Below are 24,893 nucleotides of genomic sequence, written 5' to 3'. Positions count from 1 at the left end.
CCGCCACCCTTCAGGCCGCGTCGCCGCCTACGAGTCCGCCGGATTCCGTCGGCTCCCCGAAATCCACGACCGCTACCGCGACGACCGGCATGTTCAGGAACGCCCGGCCCGCGCCCGCCAGAAGGCGAGGTTGCGGCGGGTGAACCGGGTGAGCAGGTGCTCGGGCCCCAACGCCTCCGCGCAACCGTCAAGGATCTGCTCCAGCTCCGCCACCGCATCCACCGCATAGCCGCCCAGCCCAAGCCAGCAGGCCGCGATGCGGCGGATCGACAGCGTGCCCTCCGCGTCCCTCGGCGCCGTGCCCTCGCTCAGCAGGGATTTCCACAGGCCCACCATGGAGAAGGCCTCGTTGCGGAAATACCGAGAGCCCCGCAGACGGCGCGGTGCGCGGTCTACGGCCGGTGCCGACGGCGGTCCGCGGCCGGGGGCGGGAGGGACTGCTCGGCCCAGACGGTCTTGCCGTCGGGCGTATGGCGGACGCCCCAGTTCTGTGCGAGCTGGGCGACGATGAACAGGCCGCGCCCCCCTTCGTCGACGGTCTTCGCATGGCGCAGCCGTGGCGCGAGGGAGTTGCTGTCGTGGACTTCGCAGGTGAGGGTGCGGTCCTTGATGAGCTGCAACTGGGCGGGCGGGGCGCCGTAGCGGACGGCGTTGGTGACCAGCTCGCTGACGATCATTTCGGTGGTGTAGGCGGTTTCCTCGTCGACGCTCCACCGGACGAGCTGGTGCCGGGCGTGGGCGCGTGCCTTGGCGACGGCCTTGGGATGGTGGTCGAGATGCCAGGTGGCGACCTGGTCGGCGGGGAACGGGTGGGTGCGGGCGAGGAGAAGGATGACGTCGCTGTGGCGGGTGTCGTTCCGCAGCCGGTAGAGCACGTCGTCGCACAGGTCCTGCAAAGGCCGTCCGGAGTGGGCCAGCACCCGTCGCAGGATGTCCGGGGACGGTGAGGTGTCCAGCAGGGCCGCGGTGTAGAAGGCGATGACGCTGCCGTCGGCGACGGGGACCGTGGCGGCGGCGAAGGGCGGGCCCCCGGCGCTGCCCAGGGGAGGTCCGCTCGGCAGGTCCAGGATCTCGGTGGTCCCGTCGGGATGGGCGATGACGGGTGGGGGATGCCCGGCCAGGGCGACGGTGCAGGTCTGGGCGAACGGGTCGTGGACCGTGTACGCACAGCTTCCGGTCAGGGGCACGAGATCGCCGGGCGGCAGCGCCGCGCGTTCCGCGGCGAGGCTGAGGGCGGTGTCGTTGAGGCGGGCGAGGAGTTCGTCGGGCTCCAGGTCGAGGGCGGCCAGGGAGTGCACGGCGGTCCGCATCTGTCCCATCGTGATGGCCGCGTGGATGCCCTGGCCGGCGACTTCCCCGACCACCAGTGCGGTGCGGGCACCGGACAGGGCGAAGGTGTCGAACCCGCCGCCCCCGCCCGTCTCGGAAGGCACGTGCAGGTAGGCGGTCTCGACGGTGCTCCGCGGCGCGGGGTGCGGTGGCAGCAGGTGCCGCTGGACCGTCAGGGCGATGGTGTGTTCGCGGGTGTAGCGGCGGGCGTTGTCGATGCACAGGGCGGTGTGAGCGGCCACTTCGAGGGCGAGGGTGACATCGCCCTTGTCGTAGACGTCCGCCTGGTCGGTGCGGTACAGGCTCAGCAGTCCCAGTACGGTTCCGCGCACGGTCAGGGGTGCCGTGATGAGGAGGCGGGCACCGGAGACGCGGATCGCCTCGGCGCGTGGCGGGTCGGCCGCCAGCCAGGGCGTGTCGGGTGTCAGGGCGACGAGGCGGGGCTTGAGGTCGGTCAGCGTCTGGGCGTAGGGCGTGGGGAACGGCAGCGGGCGTACGTCGCCCACCGGATGCGCCTGGATCTGCTCCTCGCCGCCGCTGTGGCGGAAGGCGGCACGGCGCAGCGGCACCTCCGGTCCCAGCGGGCTCAGGGGAGGTTCCTCGCCGCGTACCACGGCGTCCACCACTTCCACCACGGCGATGTCGGCGAGGTCCGGCACCACCGCCTGCACCAGTTCCTCGCAGGTGGCGACGACGTCGAGGGTCCGTCCCACGTGCTCGCGCACGAAGCCGAGGACCCGCATACGGATGCCCGCCCTCTCGCACTCGGTGACATCGACCATCTCCGTGAGCACGCCCCAGACCCTCCCCTGCGCGTCCTCCAGCCGGGACGCCGAGACGGAGAACAGGTACTCCGGCCCCGGTTCGTCCTTCGGACGCACCCCCACGAGCCGCCCCCGCACCGGCGCGCCGGTCTCCAGTACGCCGCGCAGCATCCCCTCCACCTCACCGGGTGCGGACAGGTCGTACACGTCGGTGATGTGCCGGCCCACGATCTGGCCCTGAGACGCTCCGTGCAGAACCGGTCTGGTGAGGTTGATCCGCAGGATGCGCAGCTCCGTGTCCAGGATCAGCAGGCCGGTGGGCGACTGGTGGAACAGGGCTTCCAGCACTGCGGCACCCTTGCCCGGCGAGACGGCTTCGTTGTGCGGCACGGCGACCCACCTCCCTAGTCCAGCCTGCACCGAGCCCCGATGCACCGCTCCCCCGCCCGTCGGCCCCCCTCGACCCGTTGCCGTGTCGTGAGAACGGCGCAGCAACCCAAGACTGCACGCATGTTCGATTCACACTGCCCGGCTCGGCACGGCATGGAGCTGCCCCGCCCCCGGTCCGGGGGCGGGGCAGCTCGGGGATCAGGCGCGGGTCAGCCGATCTGGGTACCGGTGGCCGACAGCGCCTCCGTCACCGGCTGGAAGAACGTCTCCCCGCCGGAGGTGCAGTCGCCGCTGCCGCCCGAGGTCAGGCCGATCGCGCTGCTGCCCGAGAAGAGCGAGCCGCCACTGTCGCCCGGCTCGGCGCACACGTCGGTCTGGATGAGCCCGCTCACCGTGCCCTCCGAGTAGTTCACGGTGGCGTTGAGACCGGTGACCGTGCCGTCGTGGACCTGGGTGGTGGAGCCGCTGCGGGTCACCTTCATGCCCACGGTCGCCTCGGCCGCGCCCGTGATCTTCTGGGTGGAGCCGTCGTAGAGGTCGACCTCGCTCGGGTGGTCCACCTCGGAGGTGTACTTGACCAGCCCGAAGTCGTTGCCCGGGAAGCTGGACTGGGCGTTCTGGCCGATCACGTTGCCGGAGGAGTCCGACCAGCTGGAGATGGCGTCGGTGCAGTGCCCGGCGGTCAGGAAGTACGGCTCGCCGCCCTTGACCACGTTGAAGCCGAGCGAGCAGCGCCCGCCCGACCCGCTGATCGCGTCACCACCGGCGATGAAGGGCTTGAACTCCCCCTCCGAGTGCCGCAGTTCGGCCTTCTCGCCAAGCCCGTCGACGACCTTGGTGAGCTTGCTCAGCGCGGTCCCGGCGACCGTCTTGTCGGCGGTGACGACGACCTTGTTGGTGACCGGGTCGGTCGCCCACGAGGTGCCGGGGATGGTGGCGTCCTCCTTCAGCGTGGTCCGTGCGCCGTCGAGTTCGGCGAGGGAGTTGGCGACGAGTCTCGCCTTGGCCCCGGCGGCCTCGACGGTCCCCGCGGCGGTGTCGTCGAGCACGTTGACGACGAGGCTCTTCGCCTTGGCGTCGTAGTAGGTGCCGGCCGCGTCGGTGCCGAGGTCGGCGACGAGCGTCGAGGCGAGCTTTCCGGCCGCAGGCGCGGACAAGATCCGCGGTGCGGCGTCCTTGGCGGGCTCGCTGGCGTTCGCACTCTGGAAGGTCACTCCGGCGGCGACGAGCGCGGCTGTCCCCGCGCCGGCGAGGGCCGCACGGCGCCTGGGTATGCGTCGGTGCTTCAACTCATGTCCTCCTGTGGGGGGTCGGCCCGTAAGGTTGTGGGGACCTCAGGGCCGGAAGGCTGGTTGACGGGCGCCTACTATTCCGACACCCACAGGGAGCACACAAGGTCGACTTCAGGACGCGCGTGCGCGGATGTTGTGCGCCCCCTGCGCCCGGGCCGTTCACAGTCACCCCAGGAGGATTCGCACTGCAAACACTACGGGCGAGTAACCCTCGGCGGAGAGTGACCCTCACCCCTGGCCGGAATTCGCCCCTCCAGGCTCGCCAGGCTCGTCTTTGGCCCTGTTCACCGTGGACCCGTCGGCCCCGGGCGGCAGTTGCTGCTGGGCCCGCTCCAGGAACCGCAGCAGTTCCACCGGGAACGGCAGCACCAGGGTCGAGTTCTTCTCGGCGGCGACCGCCACCACCGTCTGCAGCAGCCGCAGCTGGAGCGCGGCGGGCTGCTCCGACATCTCCTTCGCCGCCTCCGCGAGCTTCTTGGAGGCCTGCAGTTCGGCGTCGGCGTTGATGACCCGGGCCCGGCGCTCCCGGTCGGCCTCGGCCTGCCGGGCCATGGACCGCTTCATGGTCTCGGGCAGCGAGACGTCCTTGATCTCGACGCGGTCGATGGTGACGCCCCACTCCACGGCGGGGCTGTCGATCATCAACTCAAGGCCCTGGTTGAGCTTTTCACGGTTCGACAGCAGGTCGTCCAGCTCGCTCTTGCCGATGATGGACCGCAGCGAGGTCTGCGCCATCTGCGAGACCGCGAACCGGTAGTCCTCGACCCGGACGACCGCCTCGGCAGGTCCGGTCACCTTGAAGTAGACGACGGCGTCGACGCGGACGGTCACGTTGTCCCGGGTGATGCCCTCCTGCGCGGGCACGGGCATGGTGACGATCTGCATGTTGACCTTCTGGAGCCGGTCCACGAACGGGACGATCATGGTGAACCCGGGCTCGCGCACCTCCGGTCGCAGCCGGCCCAGGCGGAACACCACGCCTCGCTCGTACTGTCTGACGACCCGTGCCGCAGCGAGCGCGTAGACCGCTCCGACGGACACGAGAGCGGCTCCGGCCGCCACCAGCGCCTCGACCATGCCGGCCCCCAGGGGGTGACTCCAATGGTCCCTCGACGGTAACTCCGCTACCCGCCCAAAAGGGAGCCCCCGCACGCCGGTTGCGTACGGGGGTCCACTGGGAGAACGGATCCGGGAGGATCGTCAACCGACGCTCACGCCGTAGTAGCTCAGCGCCTCGGTGACCGGCTGGAAGAAGGTCGTGCCGCCGGAGGTGCAGTCGCCGCTGCCGCCGGAGGTCAGACCGTAGGCCACGGAACCGCCGTAGAGCGGGCCGCCGCTGTCGCCGCCCTCGGCGCAGACCGTGGTCTGGATCATGCCGTAGACGATGTCACCGCTGCCGTAGTTGACGGTGGCGTTGAGCGCGGTGACCCGGCCGCTGTGGGTGCCGGTGGTCGAACCGCGGCGGTACACCGTCGTCCCGACGGCCGGGGTGGCCGCGCTGGAGATGGTCTGGCTGCCGACCGCGCTCGGGTGCGCGATCGAGGTGTTGGTGTAGCGGACCAGCGCGAAGTCGTTCGTCGGGAAGCTGTAGCCGACGTTGGTGCCCAGGACCGTGGTGTGGCCGGAGTTGCTGTACCAGGTCGAGGCCACCTCACCGCAGTGCCCGGCGGTCAGGAAGTAGTACGTGCTGCCGCTGTGCACGTTGAAGCCGAGGGAGCAGCGGTAGGCGCCGCCGTAGATGGCGTCACCGCCGGTGATCAGCTTCTTGAAGGTGCCGGGGGTGCGCTTGATGGTGATCGCGCCGGCGTCGGCGCCCGCCTGCCGCTTGATCTTGGCGATCTCGGCGGTGGAGACCGTGGAGTCGGCGGTGACGACGACACGGTGGGTCTTGCTGTCGACGGCCCAGGCGGTACCGGGGACGTCCGCCTTCAGAACGGAGCTGTTCACGGCCTTCAGTTCGCCGGCGCTGAAGGTGTGGACGGGACTCGCGCTCGCGGTGGGGACGGCGAACGCTGCCGCGGCCAGGAAACCGGTGCCCACGGCGATCAGCCGGGTCCGTCTCGGGGTCGTGCGCTTGATCCTCACTTTTCGTTCCCTCCCAGGGGAATCAGGGGGCCCGCGTGGGGTCGGGGCCCGTGAGGCGCAGCCAGGGACGACGTCCGGGTTCCGGACACGCAATGCCCCTGACAAGCGCTGAGGGGGAGTATTCGGGCGAACGACCGGTACCCGCAAGAGTGCCTTTCGGCCGTGCGACTGTGTTCGAACCATGCCGACTTTGTGTGATCTCGTCGTGATCCGGGGGAGTTGACGCCCGGTCACAATATCCGCGAAACCCTCACGCCACTGTGCGCTCCCCCGCCTCGACCGCGAGGCCCAGCCTGTTCCCCGGCGGCGGGAAAGGGCAGATGAAGTGGTCCGCGAAGGCGCACGGCGGCAACTGTGCCCGGTTGAAGTCGACGGTGGTGGAGCCGTCGGAGTCCGGGGCGGCCGAATAAAGGAACCGGAAACGGTAGCTGCCGGCCCCGCTGGTGGCGTCGGCGAACACCGCCCATAGCCGGCCGTCGGCCTGCTCGGCGACCTGCAGTGTCCGTTCCTGGCCCGCCAGGGTGAAGGCGAGTTCCCCGGCGAGCACGAGCGCGCGTTCCACTCCGTCCGCGGTGTCGACGCGGACGGTACGCCGGTCGTCGTCGTAGGGCGTGAAGCGGCCCGGCACCGACCAGCGCGGGTCGTAGGGGGTGGCGTCGATACCGAGGAAGGTGCGGCGGGCCGGGGCGGCCGGGTCGTAGTCCCGTATGCCCAGGACGCCTTCGCGGACCAGCACGACCAGCCGGCGCTCGCCGAGGGTGACCCGGGCCGTCGGTTCGCGGTCGGCGGCGAGCCGGACCGCACCGGCGAAGGGCTCGCCGTCCAGGGCCAGGCCGTCGGCCGCCGTCGCGGTGAGCAGCACGCTGTCGCCGTCCACCACCCAGGCGCCGGGGACGCCCGGAATCCGGCCGCTCGGGTGGTCCTCGATCCAGTAGGTGCCGGTCAGCGCGAGCGGCCCGTAGGGGGCCGACACGGTCTCCACGCGGTGTTCGTGCCAGCGCTTCCAGTCGTCGGACGCGTTCTCGGTCATACGGTCAGCCCTTCCCCGGTTCTCGGCATGGTCCACCTCATGTCTCTTCTATGCACTCGACCCGTCCACAGCAGCCGGGAGCCCCGCGTTGCTTCAGGGCGCCGCGAACTGGCCGGCCGGCCTGGCCAGGCCCAGGTGCTCGCGCAGGGTGCTGCCCGGGTAGAAGGTGCGGAACAGCCCGCGGTGCTGGAGCAGCGCCACGGTGCCGTTGACCAGCCGCTCCAGATCGCGGCGCGGTTCGGCGGGGATCAGGTGGAAGCCGTCGGTGGCGCCCTCGCCGTGCCAGCCGGCGATCAGCTCCGCGAGGTCCACCGGACCGCCCCGGTACTGCGGCCCCTGCACGGTCTGCCGGGGCCCGCCGCCACCGTGCCCCGGCTCGGCCGCGCGCTCCCCGTCCCCCAGATCCACCACCAGACTCACCAGCACCCGCAGCGCGTCCGGCTCCCGCCCGAACTCGCGTGCCCGGTCCCGTAGTTCCTCGCGTACGGCGGCGGCCTGCGCGGAGCTCGCCGCCCGCACCAGGACGACATCGGCGTACCGGGCGGCGGTCCGCAGGGCGGCCCCCTCGGTGCCGTCGGCCACCCGGACCGGATGCCCGGGCGAGGGCGCCGGCGCGTCGCTCCACCAGCCGGCCCGGCCCCGGCTGACCTGGTCGAGGTGGGCGAGGGCGGTCCCGGGGGCGGTCACCAACGGCACCAGCCCGATCCGCCGGGTGGCCGGGGCCACCTGCGACAGGACGGCGACCGGGTCGGTCTCCGCCCACCCGAACCGGCCGTCGAGCGTGACGAAGTCCAGGCCCCCGCTCTCGGCGAGCCGCGCCAACTCGACGTAGGGCTCCGCGTCGAACACGCCGACCTGATCCACGGCGGCGGCCAGATGCAGCCCCCGGCCGTACGAGCCGGTCATGAGAAACCACCCTCTCCCCTGGACACCCGGGCACCGGCTCGTCGATCAACCGGCCCATCGATTCACAGCGCCTTCGGCGGAAGGGCCCGGTCCGCTCCTCCCGCGGAGCGGCCGGCACCTCCCGCTCGGGCAGCTCGTAGCGCCTGTTCCTCGGGCTAGGCAGCGGCTTGGCCTGTCAGGTCGCGCAGGAAGGCCAGCGCCGCCCGTGCCGTGGCGTCGTTCTGCCGGAACGCGGGCCCTCCGGTGCGCGGCCGGGTGAACGCGCCGGGCGTACGGCCGTCGGTGAACGGCCCGAGCGCGAACCGCCGGGGATGCGGCCGTCCGCCCCCGTCGAGGATCCGCCCGTCGGCGGGGTCCACCCGGAGCAGCCCGTCGGGCGTCTCGGCCGCCCCGTCGGTCCCCAGTTCGCGCAGCAGCGCGTCCCGGGCCCGCCCGACCGTCGGTTCGGGCAGCCGCGCCTCGACCAGCGCCCGCGCCTCGACGGAGAACCCGGGCACGGTGTCCGAGGACGCCCGGAACACCCCGTCCCGCGCCGTCACCGTCATCCCGGCGCCGACGAACCTGACCACCCCCGCCCGGGACAGCGCGAGCAGTTGCCGCAGCCGGGGCCCGGGCGGCCCGGAGGCCAGATAGCTGAAGAACCCGTGCCACCAGGACCCGATGTCCCCGAGCCGCACCAACTGCCCGTAGACGGAGAGCAGCCCGAGGAAGACCGCCAGGTCGGCGCTGTGCGCCGGGTCATGACGGCGGCTCAGGTCGTCCTCGACACAGGCCCGCAGTCCCTCCTGGAACTCCTCGTGCGACCCGTACCGCACCCCCTCCAGCGGGCGGTCCAGCGCCGCGAGGTCGAGCCGGTCGGCCGGGTCCGGTACGGCGGCCGCCACCAGCGCCCGCAGTTCGGCGTCGCCCTCGGCGGCGGCGTACTTCTCCTCGAAGTCCGGCCAGGCGACGGCCGTCCGCTCGGGGTGGACGGTGAACAGCCGGTGGTAGTGGGCGAAGCCCAGCTCCTTGGTGACCAGCGGCCACACGTCCCGCCGGAAGTCGAAACCGCCCGGCCGGGCGCGCAGTTCGTCGACCTCGCCGGGGCCGAGGAAGCGCGGCAGCGGCGGGCGTTCACCGGTCCAGTCGTAGCCGATCTTCGAGTGGTACGGCACTCCGCGCCGCGACCCGACGTACAGCACCGGCTCCTGTCCGGACGGCACATAGGTGTCACCGTCGTACCGTCCGCCCCGGCCCTCGGTCAGGAGCACCATCAGGTCGACGAAGGCGAGCCCGAACCCCCGTACCAGCACCGGCTCGCCGGGCCGCAGGGCGGACAGGTCGCTGTCCGCCGTGAAGTCCGGCGGCAGGTGGACCAGACCGTGCGTGTCGGCGTATGCGGCCAGGGCGGCCTGTTCGGGGTCGAGGTCGGCGTCCAGGTGGCCGAGGGCGAGGACGACGAGGTCGGCGAGGAGCGGGCGCGGGCGGCCCTCCAGCCAGACCTGCTGGCGCCCCTCGCGCGGCCCGCTCACCCGCAGGGCACGGCGGGGGTGGTGGTGCACCGTGACGGCCTCGGGCAGGTCGGCCACGGCGCGGTCGTAGACGTGCCGCAGATACCGGCCCTGGATCTGCCGGTCGGCGAAGGTACGGCCGTCCAGGCCCGCCCACTCGTGCAGGGTCGGCCCCTCCCGTACCGGGCCGGTCATCCGCACCGTCTCGTCGGTGAACATGGTGACGTCCTCGGCGTGCGAGTTCATCCACAGCAGCGGCGACTGGGCGGCCCGCCAGATACGGCCGGCGCCCGGCGGATGCGGGTCGACCAGATGGATGTCGAGGCCGGCACCGGCGTACAGCTCGGGCGTGTTGGCGGCGATGCGTTCGAGGAGCCCGGTCCCCCGCGGACCGGCCCCCACGATCACCAGCTGGGGCCTCATCGGGCCGCCTCCGTGCCGCGCGGCGCGGCGTCCGAGGTGAAGCAGCCGGCGACGGGTATGCCGGGAGTGGCGGGGGCTTGGGCGAGGGTTTCGGGTGACATGCGAAGGCTCCGTGGCGGATCAATCGAACACGGTGGACGCGCGCACGATGGTGCGGCGGGTGCCTTCACACGGAACGTCGCTGGGCGACGCTCTTACGGCCGAGCCCCTCAGCAGGGCCGTCCGTCGACTCTACGGGGCCGTTTCCCCTGTCTGTCAAGGGTGTCCAGAGTGTGAGCAGTGCGTCTCAAGTCAGTTGACGGGGAACCGGAGACCTGTTCCACTTGGCCCATGCATCCGCAGCAGTGGCTGGTCACCCGCTCCCACATCGACTTCGGTCGCGTGTGGTCCTGTTCCTGTTGAGCTGACCCACTGCGCGCCCCGCCCTCGGCGGGGGCTCTTCGCGTTCTCCCTCGCACTCCTCGCTTCGCCTTCACACGCGCACCCCTCCCCTCGCGCCACCCCTTCTTCACTGTGATCATCTCGGCCACGGCCCCGTTCCGCACCGCCTGCGGTTCGGGCTCCGGCGCCCACGTTCCAGACGGCTGTGAACAAATTCATTACCGACGGTACGTGCGGCCGAATTCCGAGGAAGTGGGGGACGACCGCGTCGGCGGTCGGCATCGCGCGGATCTCCCCGCCGGAGCCGATGAACTGACAGTACGTCAGGGCCCGTACGACGCTGAGCTGCGCTGTCGTATCGGCCGACTGTCGGTTCGTCGCCCGCCGCCGGTTCACCCGGACGCACCACCGATCACCCATACGCCCGGAACAATCATATTTCACTCACAGTCAGCAGCCGTGCGGGCTACGGCCCTTGGCACAACTGGGCTCTCGACGTATTCGCTCTGCACCAGTACCGTCACAAACCCCCCGCGCGGCGTCTATCCACTTGGCGCGCCATCCGCATCATGGACGACCATAGGGATGCGGAAGCATGAAAGACCGCTGTGAGAGGAGGCGTCCATGGGATCGGTACGCAAGGCGAGTGCCTGGCTTGGCCTCGTCGACGACAACGATGACGAGCGCTACTACGACGACGACTACTCCGAAGGGACCGAGCAGCCCGGGGATGCCTGGGTCACCGACCCCCGGGTCAAGGTGGCCTCGGACACCGCCGAGGAGAAGGGCCGCAGGATCGGCACGGTCACCCCGGACAGCTTCCGGGACGCCCGCGCGATCGGCGAGCTGTTCCGCGAGGGCGTGCCGGTCATCGTGAACCTCACGGCCATGGAGGCCGGCGACGCCAAGCGGGTCGTCGACTTCGCGGCCGGGCTGATCTTCGGCCTCCGGGGTTCCATCGACCGGGTGTCCAACCGGGTCTTCCTGCTCTCCCCCGCCAACACGGAGATCGTCAACGGTGAGCCGGCCTCGCGCCGGGAGGACGGTTTCTTCAACCAGAGCTGAGGCAGGGCCGCTCGCCGGCCCTGCCCCCGCGCAGGGATCACCGGAAGGCGTCGAGCCCGGTGAGCGCCTTGCCCAGCACGAGCTGGTGCATCTCGACGGTGCCCTCGTAGGTGAGCACCGACTCCAGGTTGGTCGCGTGCCGCATCACGGGATACTCCAGCGAAATCCCGTTCGCCCCGAGGATCGTCCGTGCCGTACGGCAGATCTCGATCGCCTCTCGTACGTTGTTGAGCTTGCCGAAGCTGACCTGCTCGGGACGCAGGCGGCCGGCATCCATCCGCCGCCCCAGGTGATGGGCGAGCAGGATCCCCTTGTGCAGTTCGACCGCCATGTCGGCGAGCTTGGCCTGGGTGAGCTGGAAGCCGCCGATGGGCCTGCCGAACTGCTCCCGCGACTTCGCGTAGTCGACGGCCGTCTCGAAGCAGGCGCGTGCCGCGCCCATGGCGCCCCAGACGATGCCGTAGCGGGCGTGCGACAGACAGCTGAGCGGCCCCTTGAGGCCGGTGACCTCCGGCAGTTCGGCATCGGCCGGGAGCCGTACGTCGTCCAGGACCAGCTCGCTGGTGACACTCGCCCGCAGCGACCACTTGTGCTTGATCTCCGGCGCCGAGAACCCGGGTGTGTCGGTGGGCACCACGAACCCCCGGATCCCGTTCTCGCTCTGCGCCCATACGACGGCCACGCCGGCGACCGAGCCGTTGGTGATCCACATCTTCCGCCCGTTGAGCACCCAGTCGCCGCCGGCGTCGCGCTTGGCGTGCGTACGCATGGCGGCGGGGTCGGAGCCGTGGTCGGGCTCGGTGAGGCCGAAGCACCCGATGACGTCACCGGCGGCCATGGCCGGCAGCCAGCGCTGCTTCTGCGCCTCGCTGCCGAACCGGTGGATCGCGTACATGGCCAGCGACCCCTGCACGGACACGAGCGAGCGGATGCCCGAGTCGGCGGCCTCCAGCTCCAGGCAGGCGAGCCCGTACTGCACGGCGGACGCGCCGGCGCAGCCGTACCCGGTGAGCGACATCCCGAGAGCCCCGATGCCGCCCAGTTCCCTGGCGAGCTCCCTGATGCCCGGCAGCTCCCCGCTCTCGTACCACTCGGCGACGAAGGGCAGCACCCGGTCCGCCGCCCAGCTCCGCACGGTCTCCCGGACGGCGAGATCCTCCGGCTCCAGAAGATCGTCGATGCCGAGCGGATCACCGGCATCGAACGGAGGCAACTTCCCGGACGCGGACATGAAAACCCTCCCAAAACTAGCGCTGCTAGTTACAACAGGCTACGCGCAGTCTCCCGGTTCTCCCACCCGCACGGGTGGTGCGTGGGAGATCGTCGGGTTACGCGGAGACGCGGGACATCTGGGGCTCCCTGGGGGCCGGTACCTCCACCGCGGCCTCCTCGCACTGCATCGCCCGCGGCAACCGCAGTGCCATCACCGCGCCCAGCAGCAGCAGTCCCGCGCTCACCAGCAGTGTCACATGCAGACCGTGCACGAAGGAGTCGCGCGCCGCGTGGCGCAACGCCGCGCCCGTCGGGCCGCCGAGCCGCCCGGCGACCTCGTAGGCCTCGCCCAGTGAATGCCCCGCCGCGGCGGACGCCGACTGCGGCACCCCGGGTACCCGGGACAGCCCCGGCGCGTACGCCGCGTTCATCACGCTGCCGAGAAGCGCGATCCCGATGCCCGCCCCCAGCTGGTACGAGGTCTCGCCGATCGCCGCCGCCCCACCGGCCTGCGCCGCCGGCGCCTCGCTCAGCATCGACTCGTACGCCCCGAAGAGCGTGGTCTCCAGACCGAAGCCGAGCAGCACGAAGCCGAACAGCAGCAGACCCGCGTTGTCCACCCCGCCCATCGCCGTCAGCGTCAGCACCGCCACCGCGGTCAGGCAGAAGCCGAAGCACACCATCCGGCGCGGCCCGAAGCGCCGTAGCAGGCGCGCCCCGGCCAGCCCGGCCGCCATCGCGGCGAGCGTCAGCGGCAGCAGTCGCAGCCCCGTCTGCAACGGCGAGAGGCCCAGCACCAGTTGCAGATACTGCGCGGCGATCAGTTCGAGACCCACCAGCGCGAGCATCGCGAGGACGATGCAGCCCACCGCCGTACTGAACGCCGGCCGGGCGAACATCTTCAGGTCCACCAGCGGGAACGTACGCCGCCGTTGCCGTCGTACGAACAGGAACAGCAGCAGCGCGCCGAGCACCAGCGGGGCCATCGTGAGTGCGTCGGCGGCCGGTTCGCCGCTGCCGAGCCGCTTCACGGCGAACACCACGCCGAACAGTCCCGCCGCCGCCATCAGGGCGCCCACGACGTCCCAGGGGCCGTTGCGGTCGCCGCGTGACTCGGGGAGGAGAAGCCGCCCCACCGGAAGACTGACCAGCATCAGCGGGATGTTGACCAGGAAGACCGAGCCCCACCAGAAGTGTTCGAGCAGGAAGCCGCCCAACAGCGGCCCGACGGCCGCGCCGACCGCCGCCACCGCGCTCCATATGCCGATGGCGAGGGCCCGTTCACGGCGGTCGGGGAAGACCTGCCGGAGGATCGACAGCGTCGCCGGCATGATCATCGCACCGCCGACACCGAGCAGCGCCCGGGCCCCGATCAGCGCCTCGGCACTCGGCGCGACGGCCGCCGCCGCGGAGGCGACTCCGAACAGTGCGTATCCGAGGAGCAGGACGCGCCGCCGGCCCACGCGGTCGCCGAGCGTGCCGAAGAGGATCAGCAGCGAGGCGCAGACCAGCGGGTAGATGTCGACGATCCAGAGCAGTTCCATGGCGCCGGGCTTGAGGTCCTCGGTGACGGCCGGCACCGCGACGTGCAGCACGGTCGCGTCGAGGGCGACCAGCAGCAGGCTGACGCAGAGGACGACGAGGACGACCCAGCGGTTGGCACCGGCACCGGCCCCGGTCGCCCGACGGCGCGGCCGTACGGCTGCCGTGGTCGTCCCGGACATGTACGTACCTCCCAGATGATCCCTCGCGCGGGGCGGATCGGCGGGGCGGGGACTCCCCGTCGTACGGCCGGAGAGGAGCGGGGTCCCCGGCCCGCGCATACGAACGCGAGTGACACGTCAGCGTACGCGAGTTCGTTCCAGGGGCACGTGGCGGACCTCTCACACTCTCCACAGAACTCGTGTGGCGTACGCCACTGACCCCGCTGTGCACCACGCCCGGACGAGCCCCTCGGTTCCGCGTCCCGTCGATAATCGAGCCCGTGACCGATCTTGAAACGCCCGTGGCGACACCGCGCGCCCCAGCCCTGCGCCGGGCGGCGCCGGCCCTGCTCGGGTACGCCGCCGTGCGCACCCTGGGCCTGCTCGCGCTGGCCGTGTGGAGCGGGGCGCGTGGCAAGAGCGCGTACACCTTGTTGACGGCGCGCTGGGACTCGCTGTGGTACACGCGGGTCGCCGAACTCGGGTACGGCTACGAGGTGCGGCTGCCGAACGGCGATATCCACTCCAACCTGGCCTTCTTCCCGCTGCTGCCCTGGCTGGAGCGCCTGCTGCACGCGCTCACGCCCCTGTCGTACGCCGGCGCGGGCTTCACGGTCGGTCTGCTCGCCTCGCTCGCCGCGGCCTGGGGGATCTTCGCGGTCGCCGACTTCGTGTACGGCCCGCGGGCCGGTTTCTGCGCGGTGCTGCTGTGGGCCGTGCTGCCGGTCGGGATCGTGCAGTCGATGGCGTACAGCGAGTCGCTGTTCACGGCGCTGGCCGCCTGGTCGCTGTATGCCGTGCTGACCGGCCGCTGGGTGACCGCGGGCGTGCTGGCCGCGCTGGCGGGGCTGACCCGGCCGGTGGGACTAGCCGTGGTGGCGGCGGTGTGGACGGCGGGCGTGGTCTCGTTCGTGCGGGATCGGAGCGGGGGCGTGCCAGACCGTAGCGAGAAGCACGCGCCCGGCGCGCACGATGACGGACGCGCCCCGGAGCCGTCCAGCGCCGCCCGCGCCCGGCGCGTCCCGCGGACAACCGGCGCGCCCCACACCACACGCGCCCCTCACACGACACGCACCCCTGGCACCACAGGCACCGCACACCCCTCCGGCGCGCCTGCCTGGCGCCGCGCCCTCGGCATGCTCCTCGCCCCCGTCGGCGCCGCCGCCTACGTCCTGTGGGTCGGCCACCGCACCGGGAAGGGCCCGCTCGGCTATCTGGACGTCCAGGCGGGCTGGCGCAACGGCTTCGACGGCGGCTATGCGTTCGCACGCTTCATTGCCGTCAAGTTCACGTCATTTCCGTCCGCCCTGGCCGGAGCAGGTTTGATCGTCGGTGTCTGCCTGTTGCTGTGGCTCTACGTGATCGGCGTCCGGCAGCGGCAACCGCTTCTTCTGCTGGTCTACACGGGTGTCGTCCTCGCGCTCGCGCTGTGCGCGTCGAGCTACTTCGGCTCCAAGCCGCGCCTGCTGATGCCGGCGTTCCCGGTGCTGCTGCCGCTCGCCCGAGCCCTCGCCCAGGCGCGCACCAGCAGATCCGTGCTGGTCACGGCCGGTGTGGCGGTAGCCTCGGCGGCGTATGGCGCGTTCTGGCTGAACGGCTCCGGGCCACCATGATCATCGCCATCGCGAGGGTGAGCAGCCGGGGTATTCCACACCACGCTTTGGTTAACGAATTCATAAGTGGCATAAAACGGCCGCCCGGCATGATCAAAGGAATTGAAGGGCGGGCACACCGCGGATTACGGAATCCTTAGAATTCGGAGGCCTCCTGAGAGGTTTCCCACATCACATCGTCATCACAAAGCCGCAGTTTCGACCGGGAACAGAGCTCACTCGCTGTAACGTCGATTGGGTGCGTACCGAACGAAACCTCACCCGTCTGGACCGGGTGTTCGCCAGGCTGGACCGTGAGCCGGAACGACCGGCCCACATTGATGTGCCGAAGATGAGCCGGCACCGGGTCGTGTTGTTCACCGCGACCCTCGCCTTCTACCTGGCGATCGTGTGGGCCGTCGTGATCACGTCCTGGCTGGTCCGGCTCGACTGGCAGGTCATGTTCTTCCGGCCGTACCAGCAGTGGTCGGGAATCCACTGGTTCGTCGACTACTACGTGGTCCTCGGCCAGCGCGGCCCGACCGCCGTGATGGTCGCGGCCTGGCTCGGCTGGCGCTCGTGGCGGCAGCACACCCTGCGCCCGATGCTGACGCTCGGCGCCTCCCTGCTGCTGCTCAACATCACGGTCGGCGCCGCCAAGCTCGGCATGGGGCGCCTCGGACCGCACTACGCGACCGTGATCGGCTCGAACGAGATGGGCCTGGGCGGCGATATATTCCCCAGCGGCCACACCGCCAACGCGGTGGTGACCTGGGGAATTCTGGCGTATCTGGCCTCCACCCCGAGAGCCCGCCGGTGGCTGTCCGCGGCCTCCGCGGTCACCTCGCTCGGCGTCGGCATGTCCACCGTCTACCTCGGTACGCACTGGCTGAGCGACGTGTTGCTGGGCTGGGCCGCGGGGCTGCTGATCCTGCTGGCGCTGCCGTGGTGCGAGCCGTTCATCGCCCGTGCCGAGACCTGGCTCTTCGACCTGCGCGACCGCTGGCGTGCCCGCCGCGGCGGAACGGTCCCCGTGCCCGCGCCCGTCCAGGTCGCGCCGGTGGCACTCAAGCCCCGTACGGCGCCCGCCGAGGACGCGCCGGCGCCGGAGCGCGAGCCGGTCTCCTCGGCCCGCTCGCCCCGGGCCCCGATCCATCTGGCGCCCGGCCCGCACACGGCCCGCTCGGAGCGCACCCCGGTGACCCCGGTGGGCAGCCGCCGCCCCCCGCACCCCGAGCGCCAGCCGCGCGGCGGCGCCGCCCAGCCGGCCCGACCGCTGACGGGCGGCTGACGGCGGTACGGACGCGACAGCGCGGCAGCCCGGTACGCACAGCCGGTACGCACGCCGAAGGCCCCGGTTCCCAGAGTGCGGAACCGGGGCCTTCGCCGTCGTACGGTCAGCCCTTCCAGGCGCGCGCCACGACGCCGTCCCGTACCTCGAAGTTGAGCCGTCCCGCCCGGTACTCCATGGTGATGATCGCGCCCGGCGGCAGCGAGCGCACCGTCGGCCACCCCCGCTGCCGGGCGAGTTGTTCCGCGTCGCCCGCGTCGAGGCCTACGTACCCCTGCGGGCTGTCCTGGGGCTCCTTCGGCGGAGCCGGATTCGGTGCCATGCGGCCACGCTAGGCCGCTTCCGGCGGGGACGGAAGTCGAGATCGGCCGGCGAAGTCCGTTGTCCGTCTCCGGTCACGCTTCTGTCACAGAATCACGACACGCGTTTCGGTCGAACTCTGTCACACGTACGGGCGGTTCAGTACGCCTTCTTGGCGCATTCCCGTGCAATTCCCTGATGCCGGTAGGGTCTTCCGAAAAGCCAGCCGGAAAGAAGCGGAAGTAGGGATCAGGGGCGCTCGGGGGAGCCCATTCCATTCCGTATCCGTGGGCCGCCGCGGAAGCTGACACCGCATAAGAGTTTCACCGCTTCGGCACAGAACCCGCGTACGACGCCGGGCCGGGCCCGGTTCCGGCAGCGTCAAGGGGCGTGAACTCGAAGCCCCGCGCCGTCGTCTGAATCAGCCTCACAACGCACCGGGCCCCGCCCGGTCGGGACCGGACGGGGCGTGACGGTGCGGGGCAGGGGCGCGTGTCAGAGCCCGAGGCGCTGCCCAGGCACGATGAGGTTCGGGTCGCCGCCGATGACGGCCTCGTTGGCGGCGTACAGGCGCTGCCAGGTGGTGCCGTGGCGCTGGGCGATCTCACTCAGGGTGTCGCCCTCACGGACGGTGTAGTCGCCGCGGGCGGAGTCACGGCCGGTGTGGGCCGTCGAGCGCTGCGCCTTCTTGTGCGCGGGGGCCGACTTGGTGGTGGTCGACTCGGCGGCCGACCCGCCGGTCGACCTGGTGGCCGACTCGGTGCTGCTCTTCGTGGTCGCCGAGGCGCCCTCGGGCGCCGAACCGGTCGCTCCGGCCCGTGCCGAGCAGACCGGCCACGCACCCCAGCCCTGGGCCTGCTGAACCTTGGTGGCGACGGCTATCTGCGCTTCCCTGGAGGCCTGGTCGGCCGTCGACGCGTAGGCGGTGCCGCCGTACGCGCGCCAGGTGGAGGCGGAGAACTGGAGTCCGCCGTAGTAGCCGTTGCCGGTGTTGATGTGCCAGTTGCCGCCGCTCTCGCACTGGGCGATGCGGTCCCACACTCCGTTGTCCGCCGCCTCGGCGTTGCCGGTCGCGGCCAGCAGGCCCAGCGGGGCCAGCAGCACCGCTCCGGCCAGGGCCGCCGTCGTACGGCCCTTGCGGGAGCCGTTCTTGGCGACGGTCTCACGGGTGGTATCGGCACACTCGGACATGTATTTCCCTCTCCACATACCCGGGCTCCCCCAGGCGTGACGCGGTCCCCGCGCGATGGACGCGGTTCGTCGCGCTCGCCCCGTCCGCCGCGGCCGGTACTGCGATGGTGCTCTGCCTGGTGCCGGCCGGCGGACGTACCCGAGCGGTGCTCGTTGCACACGGCGGAAGAATCTAGGGATCGGCAACGCCCGAAATCAACCAACTGCCCGTCAGGCCAGGCCAGTTCAGCGTTACCGGGGGTAGCGGTTATTTCCAGCCACCCACTACATTCCATGATTTCATGATTTGTCTACCATGCGATCGGTGGATCTGTGATTCACTTCACCGCGTCAAATTCCTTTGGCTTGCGAAGAGTTGACGGTGAGTGCCGAATTCCGCACGTCGGGTGACCCTGTGCAGTGGATGGGTGGATCCCGATCCCCCCGAGGCGTGACCACCACCACAGATCACCCGTTGTCTTCTTCATGAGCCCGCAACCCCCTGGGGCTCATGGACCGGGATCCACCCGGGCCTTCACGCACCGCATCCCGAGGGAGCCACCGTGCCGCGCATGCTCGACGTCAGCGACGAGGTACGCGCCGAGATCGGCGACGAAGAAGCCGACCGGCTGCTCGCCGGAGACAACGCCCCCGGCAGTTACGACTGCACGTCCTGCCGCACCCCGGGCGACTCCGAACAGGAGCGCACCAGCACCGTCCTGTTCATCGGGGACGAGACCGCCGTCCTCGCCTTCGCCCACGCCGGCTGCCTGCCCTCGCAGGTCGTCCAGGTCACCGAGGAGCAGCTGCAGGGCGCGGTCCGTTCCATCAGCGGTGACAGCGCGCCCGGCGGCGGGCCGCAGCGGTCCGTGCCCGAGCAGGCGGTGCTCGGGGTGACCAGCGGACTCGTGCTGATCGCCGGGGAGCTGCACCCGGCACTCGTCGTCGAGCCGACCTCGCCGATCGTGCGGCCGGGCACGGACGGGGTGGGCGACGACTTCCTGCCGCTCCTCATCGAGCAGGGCTTCATGCCCGTGACGGAGCTGACCGCGGTGCCGCCGGTGCTGCACGGGTGGTCGGTGCTGCTGGCGGTGGGCCAGCTGCACGCGGTGCTCCAGCCGGGGAGCAACGGCGGGCAGCCGGTGGCCTGGTGGCAGGCGCACCAGCCGTTGCAGGTGACCGACGGATGGCGGGCGGCGGCCAACAAGCACCAGCAGGTGCTGATGTTCGCGGCGCCGGTGGGGTCGATCGGGCGGCAGCCCCGGGAGGATCTGCTGCGCGACGCGCTGGACAAGGCCGCGGCGAACGGGAAGCTGGTGGCGGCGGCGTTGCCTCTTGCAGGGGTCTGAGCCTCGCTCAGGGGCGAAAGGTGCCGGTCTCGTCGGCGGGTGCGGGTGCATCGTGGCTGGTCGCGCCCACGCGGCGGAGCCGCATATCCGATGCGGCCCCGCGCCCCCAACGGGGCGCTGCATAGCCGCATCTCTTTGGTGACCCGGTCGTTTGGACATACGTGCACGCATACGACTTTCCGCCCCGTCGGCCGTCCTTCTCCACTGTTCCGTCCGCTCGTGCGGGGCAGGAGAGCCTAGGCGCGCTCTCGGCCACGCCAATCTACGACTCGCTCTACGCGGAGTGGGTCAAGGCCTTCCGTACGCTGCCGGGTGACCGCAGCGGTGAGGAGGGGCTGGGGTTCGTCGCCTTCGGGACGACCCCGTTCAGCACCGGCACGTACGGTCTGGGGATGTACGGGGGGAACTCGTACAGCGCGTACAGCGCGGGCGCCTACAGCGCCCGGCACGGCGGTGAACAGCCGCAGCCGCCGCAGTGGCAGCGGATCGGGACGCTCGGGCGCTCCCATGACGCCGGGATGCTCCCCGTACCGGCGGCGCTTCCACCAGGACCACGCCGGGGTCAGTGACGGATGCCCGAGGGGCGGCCACCGATGACGGTGGCCGCCCCTCGGGCGTACGGCTACTTCTTCTTGCCGCGCTTCTCGCGCACCCGCACGGAGATGTGGATCGGGGTGCCCTCGAAGGCGAACTCCTCGCGCAGCCGGCGTTCGATGAAGCGCCGGTAGCCCGCCTCGATGAAGCCGGAGGCGAAGAGGACGAACCGCGGGGGCTTGGTGCCGGCCTGGGTGCCGAACAGGATGCGGGGCTGCTTGCCGCCCCGGACCGGGTGCGGGTGGGCCGAGACCAGCTCGCCGAGGAAGGCGTTGAGCCGGCCGGTGGGGACGCGGGTCTCCCAGCCGGCGAGGGCGGTCTCGATGGCGGGGACCAGCTTCTCCATGTGGCGCCCGGTCGTCGCGGAGACGTTGACCCGGGGCGCCCAGGCGATCTGGCCGAGCTCGGTCTCGATCTCGCGTTCCAGGTAGTAGCGGCGCTCCTCGTCGAGGGTGTCCCACTTGTTGAAGGCGACGACGATGGCGCGGCCCGCCTCGACGGCCATGGTGACGATCCGCTGGTCCTGGACCGAGATGTTGTCGGAGGCGTCGATCAGGATGACCGCCACCTCGGCCTTCTCGACGGCGGCCGCGGTGCGCAGCGAGGCGTAGTAGTCGGCGCCCTGCTGGAGGTGGACCCGCTTGCGGATACCGGCGGTGTCGACGAACTTCCAGGTGATCCCGCCGAGTTCGATCAGCTCGTCGACCGGGTCGCGGGTGGTGCCGGCGAGTTCGTTGACGACGACCCGCTCCTCGCCCGCCACCTTGTTCAGGAGGGAGGACTTGCCGACGTTCGGACGGCCGATGAGCGCGATCCGGCGCGGGCCGCCGACCGCCGTGCCGAAGGTCTGCTCGGGCGCCTCCGGCAGCGCCTCCAGGACGGCGTCCAGCATGTCGCCGGTGCCGCGGCCGTGCAGGGCGGAGACCGGGTGCGGCTCGCCGAGGCCGAGCGACCAGAGGTAGGCCGCGTCGGCCTCGCCGCTTGGTCCGTCGACCTTGTTGGCGGCCAGCACCACGGGCTTGCCGGCCTTGCGCAGCAGTCGTACGACCGCCTCGTCGGTGTCGGTCGCGCCGACCTTGGCGTCGACCACGAAGACGACCGCGTCGGCCGCCTCGATCGCGTACTCGGCCTGGGCGGCCACGGAGGCGTCGATGCCGAGGACGTCCTGCTCCCAGCCGCCGGTGTCGACGACCTTGAAGCGGCGGCCCGCCCACTCGGCCTCGTAGGTCACGCGGTCGCGGGTGACGCCGGGCTTGTCCTCGACGACGGCCTCGCGGCGGCCGATGATGCGGTTCACGAGCGTCGACTTGCCGACATTCGGGCGGCCGACGACGGCGAGCACCGGCAGCGGGCCGTGGCCCGCCGCCTCGATGGCACCCTCGACGTCCTCGATGTCGAAGCCCTCTTCGGCGGCGAGCTCCATGAACTCCGCGTACTCGGCGTCGCCGAGTGCCCCGTGGTCGTACTCGTGCTCAGCCGAGTCGCCGGGCTGGATGTGGTCGTTCATGAAGTCCGTACCTCGTCGTTCATCGTGGTGATCGGTGGATAGGCCCCGTATCGGGCTGATCCACTACTTAGTGTCGCCTAGCGTCCGGTCAGACGCCTGGCGTTTTCCAGGTGACTGGTGAGCTGCTTCTGGATGTGCTCGGTGGCCTGGTCCAGGGCGGTGCGGGTGCGCCGGCCGCTGCCGTCGCCCGCCTCGAAGGGGTCGCCGAAGACGACGTCGACGCGGGTGCGCAGCGGGGGCAGCCCCTTGACCAACCGTCCGCGCCGCTCGGAGCTTCCCAGGACGGCCACGGGCACGATCGGCGCCCCGGAGCGCACCGCGAAGTAGGCGAGTCCCGCGCGCAGCGAGGCGAAGTCGCCCTCGCCCCGGCTGCCCTCGGGGAATATGCCGAGTACTCCCCCGGCCGCCAGCACGCCGAGCGCGCGGGTGACCGCCGTGCGGTCGGTGGACTGCCGGTCCACCTTCAGCTGGCCGATCCGGGTCAGGAACGGGTCCAGCGGCCCGATGAACGCCTCCTTCTTGATCAGGAAGTGCGTCGGCCGGGGCGACACGCCCATGACCATCGGGCCGTCGATGTTGTGGGAGTGGTTCACGGCGAGGATCGCCGGGCCGTGCGCCGGCATCCTCCAGGCACCGAGCACGCGCGGCTTCCACAGCCCGTACATGAGGCCGACGCCGATGCGCCGCCCCACCTCGGCGCCCCGCTGCGACGGAATCGTCGCGTTCGACGAGTTCGACGGGTTGGACGGAAGGCTCACTTCACCGCCCGCTTCTCCTCGACGAGGGTGACGACGCACTCGATGACCTGGGCCAGCGTCAGCGTGGTGGTGTCCACCTCGACCGCGTCGTCCGCCTTGGCGAGCGGCGAGGTCTTCCGGGTCGAGTCGGCCGCGTCCCGCTTGATCAGGGCCTCGCGGGTGGCGTTGACGTCGGCGCCCTTGAGTTCACCGCTGCGCCGGGCCGCGCGGGCCTCGGCGGAGGCGGTGAGGAAGACCTTCAGGTCGGCGTCGGGCAGCACGGTCGTGCCGATGTCCCGGCCCTCGACGACGATCCCGGTCTCGGTGCCGTGGGCCAGCGACCGCTGCAGCTCGCTGATCCGCGTCCGCACCTCCGGGACCGCGCTGACCGCGCTGACCTTGGAGGTGACCTCCTCGGTGCGGATCGGGCCGGCGACGTCCACGCCGTCGACGGTGATCGTCGGGTGGGCCGGGTCGGTCCCGGAGACGATCTCCGGCTTGCCGGCGACCGCGGCGATGGCGGTCGGGTCGGTGAGGTCGATGCCGTTGTTCACCATCCACCAGGTGATCGCCCGGTACTGGGCGCCGGTGTCCAGGTAGCTGAGGCCCAGCTGGGCGGCCACGGCCTTGGACGTGCTCGACTTGCCGGTGCCCGAGGGGCCGTCGATCGCGACAATCACGGGCTTTACGGCGCCGTTTTCCACGGGGGGACACCTTCCGGGTGCAGGGTGGTGGGTGGTGTGCGGGGCGCCGTCGCGCCCCGCACAAGGTTACCGGCCCCCGCGACCGCCGGATTCAGCCTATTGCCGCAGCGCCCAGCCCCGGTCCCGGAGCGCCGTGGTGAGCACCGGCGCCGCCTTGGGCTCCACCCAGATCTGGACGTGACCGGCCTGCTGTCCGGTCGCGTGCTCGATGCGCACGTCCTCGATGTTGACCCCGGCCGCGCCGGCGTCCGCGAAGATCCGGGCCAGCTGGCCGGGCTGGTCGTCGATGAGCACCGCCACGACCTCGTAGGTGCGGGGGCCGGCGCCGTGCTTGCCGGGCACCCGGACCTGCCCAGCGTTGCCGCGCCGCAGCAGGGCCTCGATGCCGGCCCCGCCCTCCTGCCGCTTGGCGTCGTCCGAGGACTGCAGGGCCCGCAGCGCGCGCACGGTCTCGTCGAGGTCGGCGGAGACGTCCGCGAGCAGGTCGGCGACCGGACCGGGGTTCGCGGAGAGGATGTCGATCCACATCCGGGGGTCCGAGGCGGCGATCCGGGTCACGTCCCGGATGCCCTGCCCGCACAGTCGTACGGCCGCCTCCTCGGCGTGCTCCAGACGGGCCGCGACCATGCTGGAGACCAGGTGGGGCATGTGGGAGACCAGGGCGACCGCGCGGTCGTGGGCGTCGGCGTCCATGACGACCGGGACGGCACGGCAGTGCGAGACCAGTTCCAGGGCGAGGTTCAGCACCTCGGTGTCGGTGTCCCGGGTCGGGGTGAGCACCCAGGGGCGGCCCTCGAAGAGGTCGGCGGTGGCGGCCAGCGGCCCGGACTTCTCCCGGCCGGACATGGGGTGCGTCCCGATGTACGACGACAGGTCCAGGCCCCGTGCCTCCAGCTCGCGGCGCGGGCCGCCCTTGACGCTGGCCACGTCGATGTAGCCGCGCGCCAGGCCGCGGCCCATGGCGTCCGCGAGGACGGCGGCCACATGGGCGGGCGGGGCGGCGACGATCGCCAGGTCGACGGGACCGTCCGGGGTCTCGTCGGTGCCGGCGCCGAGCGCGGCCGCCGTGCGGGCCTGCTCCGGGTCGTGGTCGGCGAGGTGCACCACCACGCCCCGCTGGGAGAGGGCGAGCGCGGCGGACGTACCGATCAGGCCGGTGCCGATGACGAGTGCGGTCCTCACTGGGCGATGTCCTTGCGCAGGGCGGCCGCGGCACCGAGGTAGACATGGCTGATCGCGGCGCGGGACCGGTCGGACTCGATGTGCGCCAGTATCCGTACGACCCGGGGCATGGCGCCCTCGATCTCCAGCTCCTGGGCGCAGATCAGGGGCACGTCGACGATGCCGAGCTTGCGCGCGGCGGCCGCCGGGAAGTCGCTGTGCAGGTCGGGAGTGGCCGTGAACCAGATGCTGATCAGGTCCTCGGGGGTCAGCCCGTTCCGTTCCAGGACGGCGGTGAGCAGCGCTCCGACCTGCTCGTCCATGTGACCGGCCTCGTCCCGCTCCAGCTGGACGGCCCCCCGGACCGCTCGTACCGCCACGGCGCTGCTCCTGTTCTGACGTCGGCGTCTTGGTCCGT

Annotated in this window: 22 protein-coding genes; 5 read left to right on the top strand and 17 right to left on the bottom strand. The window is 71.4% G+C overall.

All coding sequences use genetic code 11. From position 1 onward, the window contains the following. Positions 1-93: 93 nt before the first annotated feature. The 8 genes from ACGFZQ_RS20600 to ACGFZQ_RS20565 all read right to left on the bottom strand — a co-directional run bounded on the left by ACGFZQ_RS20600 (position 94) and on the right by ACGFZQ_RS20565 (position 9,709). Entirely contained in the window at positions 94-336 is a 243-nt protein-coding gene (locus tag ACGFZQ_RS20600; RefSeq protein WP_393841540.1) for a hypothetical protein, read from the bottom strand. 56 nt (positions 337-392) lie between these two features. Further along, on the bottom strand, positions 393-2,483 hold the full coding sequence (locus ACGFZQ_RS20595) for a SpoIIE family protein phosphatase (RefSeq protein ID WP_393841539.1): 2,091 nt from the start codon (positions 2,481-2,483) through the stop codon (positions 393-395). A 209-nt stretch (positions 2,484-2,692) separates the two neighbouring features. Then, entirely contained in the window at positions 2,693-3,772 is a 1,080-nt protein-coding gene (locus ACGFZQ_RS20590) for a S1 family peptidase (protein WP_393841538.1), read from the bottom strand. Between the two features lie 231 nt (positions 3,773-4,003). Then, a complete protein-coding gene (locus ACGFZQ_RS20585) occupies positions 4,004-4,852 on the bottom strand; it encodes a slipin family protein (RefSeq protein WP_393841537.1) in 849 nt (282 codons plus the stop codon). A gap of 123 nt (positions 4,853-4,975) precedes the next feature. Continuing rightward, positions 4,976-5,860 carry a S1 family peptidase gene (locus tag ACGFZQ_RS20580; RefSeq protein ID WP_393841536.1) on the bottom strand — a complete coding sequence of 295 codons (885 nt, stop codon included), beginning with the start codon at positions 5,858-5,860 and terminating at the stop codon, positions 4,976-4,978. Between the two features lie 250 nt (positions 5,861-6,110). Next, positions 6,111-6,890 carry a DUF1684 domain-containing protein gene (locus ACGFZQ_RS20575; protein ID WP_393841535.1) on the bottom strand — a complete coding sequence of 260 codons (780 nt, stop codon included), beginning with the start codon at positions 6,888-6,890 and terminating at the stop codon, positions 6,111-6,113. A 93-nt stretch (positions 6,891-6,983) separates the two neighbouring features. After that, entirely contained in the window at positions 6,984-7,796 is an 813-nt protein-coding gene (locus ACGFZQ_RS20570) for an LLM class flavin-dependent oxidoreductase (protein ID WP_351740207.1), read from the bottom strand. 155 nt (positions 7,797-7,951) lie between these two features. Then, a complete protein-coding gene (locus ACGFZQ_RS20565) occupies positions 7,952-9,709 on the bottom strand; it encodes an FAD/NAD(P)-binding protein (RefSeq protein ID WP_393841534.1) in 1,758 nt (585 codons plus the stop codon). Between the two features lie 1,005 nt (positions 9,710-10,714). On the opposite strand from ACGFZQ_RS20565, the gene ACGFZQ_RS20560 reads away from it, so the two are divergent. Next, positions 10,715-11,155 (top strand): cell division protein SepF, encoded by a 441-nt coding sequence (locus tag ACGFZQ_RS20560; protein ID WP_351699550.1) that lies wholly within the window; start codon positions 10,715-10,717, stop codon positions 11,153-11,155. 37 nt (positions 11,156-11,192) lie between these two features. On the opposite strand, the gene ACGFZQ_RS20555 is transcribed toward ACGFZQ_RS20560, so the two are convergent. Together ACGFZQ_RS20555 and ACGFZQ_RS20550 are read right to left on the bottom strand one after the other, a co-directional pair. After that, positions 11,193-12,386, bottom strand: a complete 1,194-nt coding sequence (locus ACGFZQ_RS20555) for an acyl-CoA dehydrogenase family protein (protein WP_393841533.1) — start codon at positions 12,384-12,386, stop codon at positions 11,193-11,195. A 97-nt stretch (positions 12,387-12,483) separates the two neighbouring features. Continuing rightward, complete coding sequence (locus tag ACGFZQ_RS20550; protein WP_393841532.1) at positions 12,484-14,091, bottom strand: MFS transporter; 1,608 nt, start codon at positions 14,089-14,091, stop codon at positions 12,484-12,486. Positions 14,092-14,351: 260 nt separating this feature from the next. Between ACGFZQ_RS20550 and ACGFZQ_RS20545 the strand changes: the two genes are divergently transcribed. Both ACGFZQ_RS20545 and ACGFZQ_RS20540 read left to right on the top strand, forming a co-directional pair. Continuing rightward, a complete protein-coding gene (locus ACGFZQ_RS20545) occupies positions 14,352-15,683 on the top strand; it encodes a mannosyltransferase family protein (RefSeq protein WP_393841531.1) in 1,332 nt (443 codons plus the stop codon). 238 nt (positions 15,684-15,921) lie between these two features. Continuing rightward, a complete protein-coding gene (locus tag ACGFZQ_RS20540) occupies positions 15,922-16,953 on the top strand; it encodes a phosphatase PAP2 family protein (RefSeq protein ID WP_393841530.1) in 1,032 nt (343 codons plus the stop codon). A gap of 106 nt (positions 16,954-17,059) precedes the next feature. Here the strand turns inward: ACGFZQ_RS20540 and ACGFZQ_RS20535 are convergent, their stop codons facing one another. Together ACGFZQ_RS20535 and ACGFZQ_RS20530 are read right to left on the bottom strand one after the other, a co-directional pair. Then, positions 17,060-17,275, bottom strand: coding sequence for an I78 family peptidase inhibitor (locus ACGFZQ_RS20535; protein WP_351699538.1), 216 nt, complete (start codon positions 17,273-17,275; stop codon positions 17,060-17,062). 473 nt (positions 17,276-17,748) lie between these two features. Then, complete coding sequence (locus tag ACGFZQ_RS20530; protein ID WP_393841529.1) at positions 17,749-18,444, bottom strand: transglycosylase family protein; 696 nt, start codon at positions 18,442-18,444, stop codon at positions 17,749-17,751. 542 nt (positions 18,445-18,986) lie between these two features. Here ACGFZQ_RS20530 and ACGFZQ_RS20525 point away from each other — a divergent pair. Further along, entirely contained in the window at positions 18,987-19,772 is a 786-nt protein-coding gene (locus tag ACGFZQ_RS20525) for a hypothetical protein (RefSeq protein WP_351740228.1), read from the top strand. Positions 19,773-19,933: 161 nt separating this feature from the next. Beyond that, positions 19,934-20,341 carry a hypothetical protein gene (locus ACGFZQ_RS20520; protein WP_351740230.1) on the top strand — a complete coding sequence of 136 codons (408 nt, stop codon included), beginning with the start codon at positions 19,934-19,936 and terminating at the stop codon, positions 20,339-20,341. 53 nt (positions 20,342-20,394) lie between these two features. Here ACGFZQ_RS20520 and der read toward each other — a convergent pair whose 3' ends face one another. The 5 genes from der to aroH all read right to left on the bottom strand — a co-directional run bounded on the left by der (position 20,395) and on the right by aroH (position 24,855). Beyond that, positions 20,395-21,873: a ribosome biogenesis GTPase Der gene (der, locus tag ACGFZQ_RS20515; protein ID WP_393841528.1), complete on the bottom strand. Its 1,479-nt coding sequence runs from the start codon at positions 21,871-21,873 to the stop codon at positions 20,395-20,397. Between the two features lie 77 nt (positions 21,874-21,950). Continuing rightward, entirely contained in the window at positions 21,951-22,670 is a 720-nt protein-coding gene (locus ACGFZQ_RS20510; protein ID WP_393841527.1) for a lysophospholipid acyltransferase family protein, read from the bottom strand. Next, complete coding sequence (gene cmk / locus ACGFZQ_RS20505) at positions 22,628-23,314, bottom strand: (d)CMP kinase (protein WP_382533602.1); 687 nt, start codon at positions 23,312-23,314, stop codon at positions 22,628-22,630. The genes ACGFZQ_RS20510 and cmk overlap by 43 nt, the downstream gene beginning before the upstream one ends. A gap of 96 nt (positions 23,315-23,410) precedes the next feature. Beyond that, positions 23,411-24,496: a prephenate dehydrogenase gene (locus ACGFZQ_RS20500; RefSeq protein WP_393841526.1), complete on the bottom strand. Its 1,086-nt coding sequence runs from the start codon at positions 24,494-24,496 to the stop codon at positions 23,411-23,413. Then, positions 24,493-24,855 (bottom strand): chorismate mutase, encoded by a 363-nt coding sequence (aroH, locus tag ACGFZQ_RS20495; protein ID WP_393841525.1) that lies wholly within the window; start codon positions 24,853-24,855, stop codon positions 24,493-24,495. Before aroH ends, ACGFZQ_RS20500 begins: the two co-directional genes overlap by 4 nt. Between the last annotated feature and the right edge of the window lie 38 nt (positions 24,856-24,893).

This window comes from Streptomyces sp. NPDC048254, assembly GCF_043201895.1.
Taxonomy (GTDB): domain Bacteria; phylum Actinomycetota; class Actinomycetes; order Streptomycetales; family Streptomycetaceae; genus Streptomyces.
This window is presented reverse-complemented; position numbering and strand designations above follow the sequence as displayed.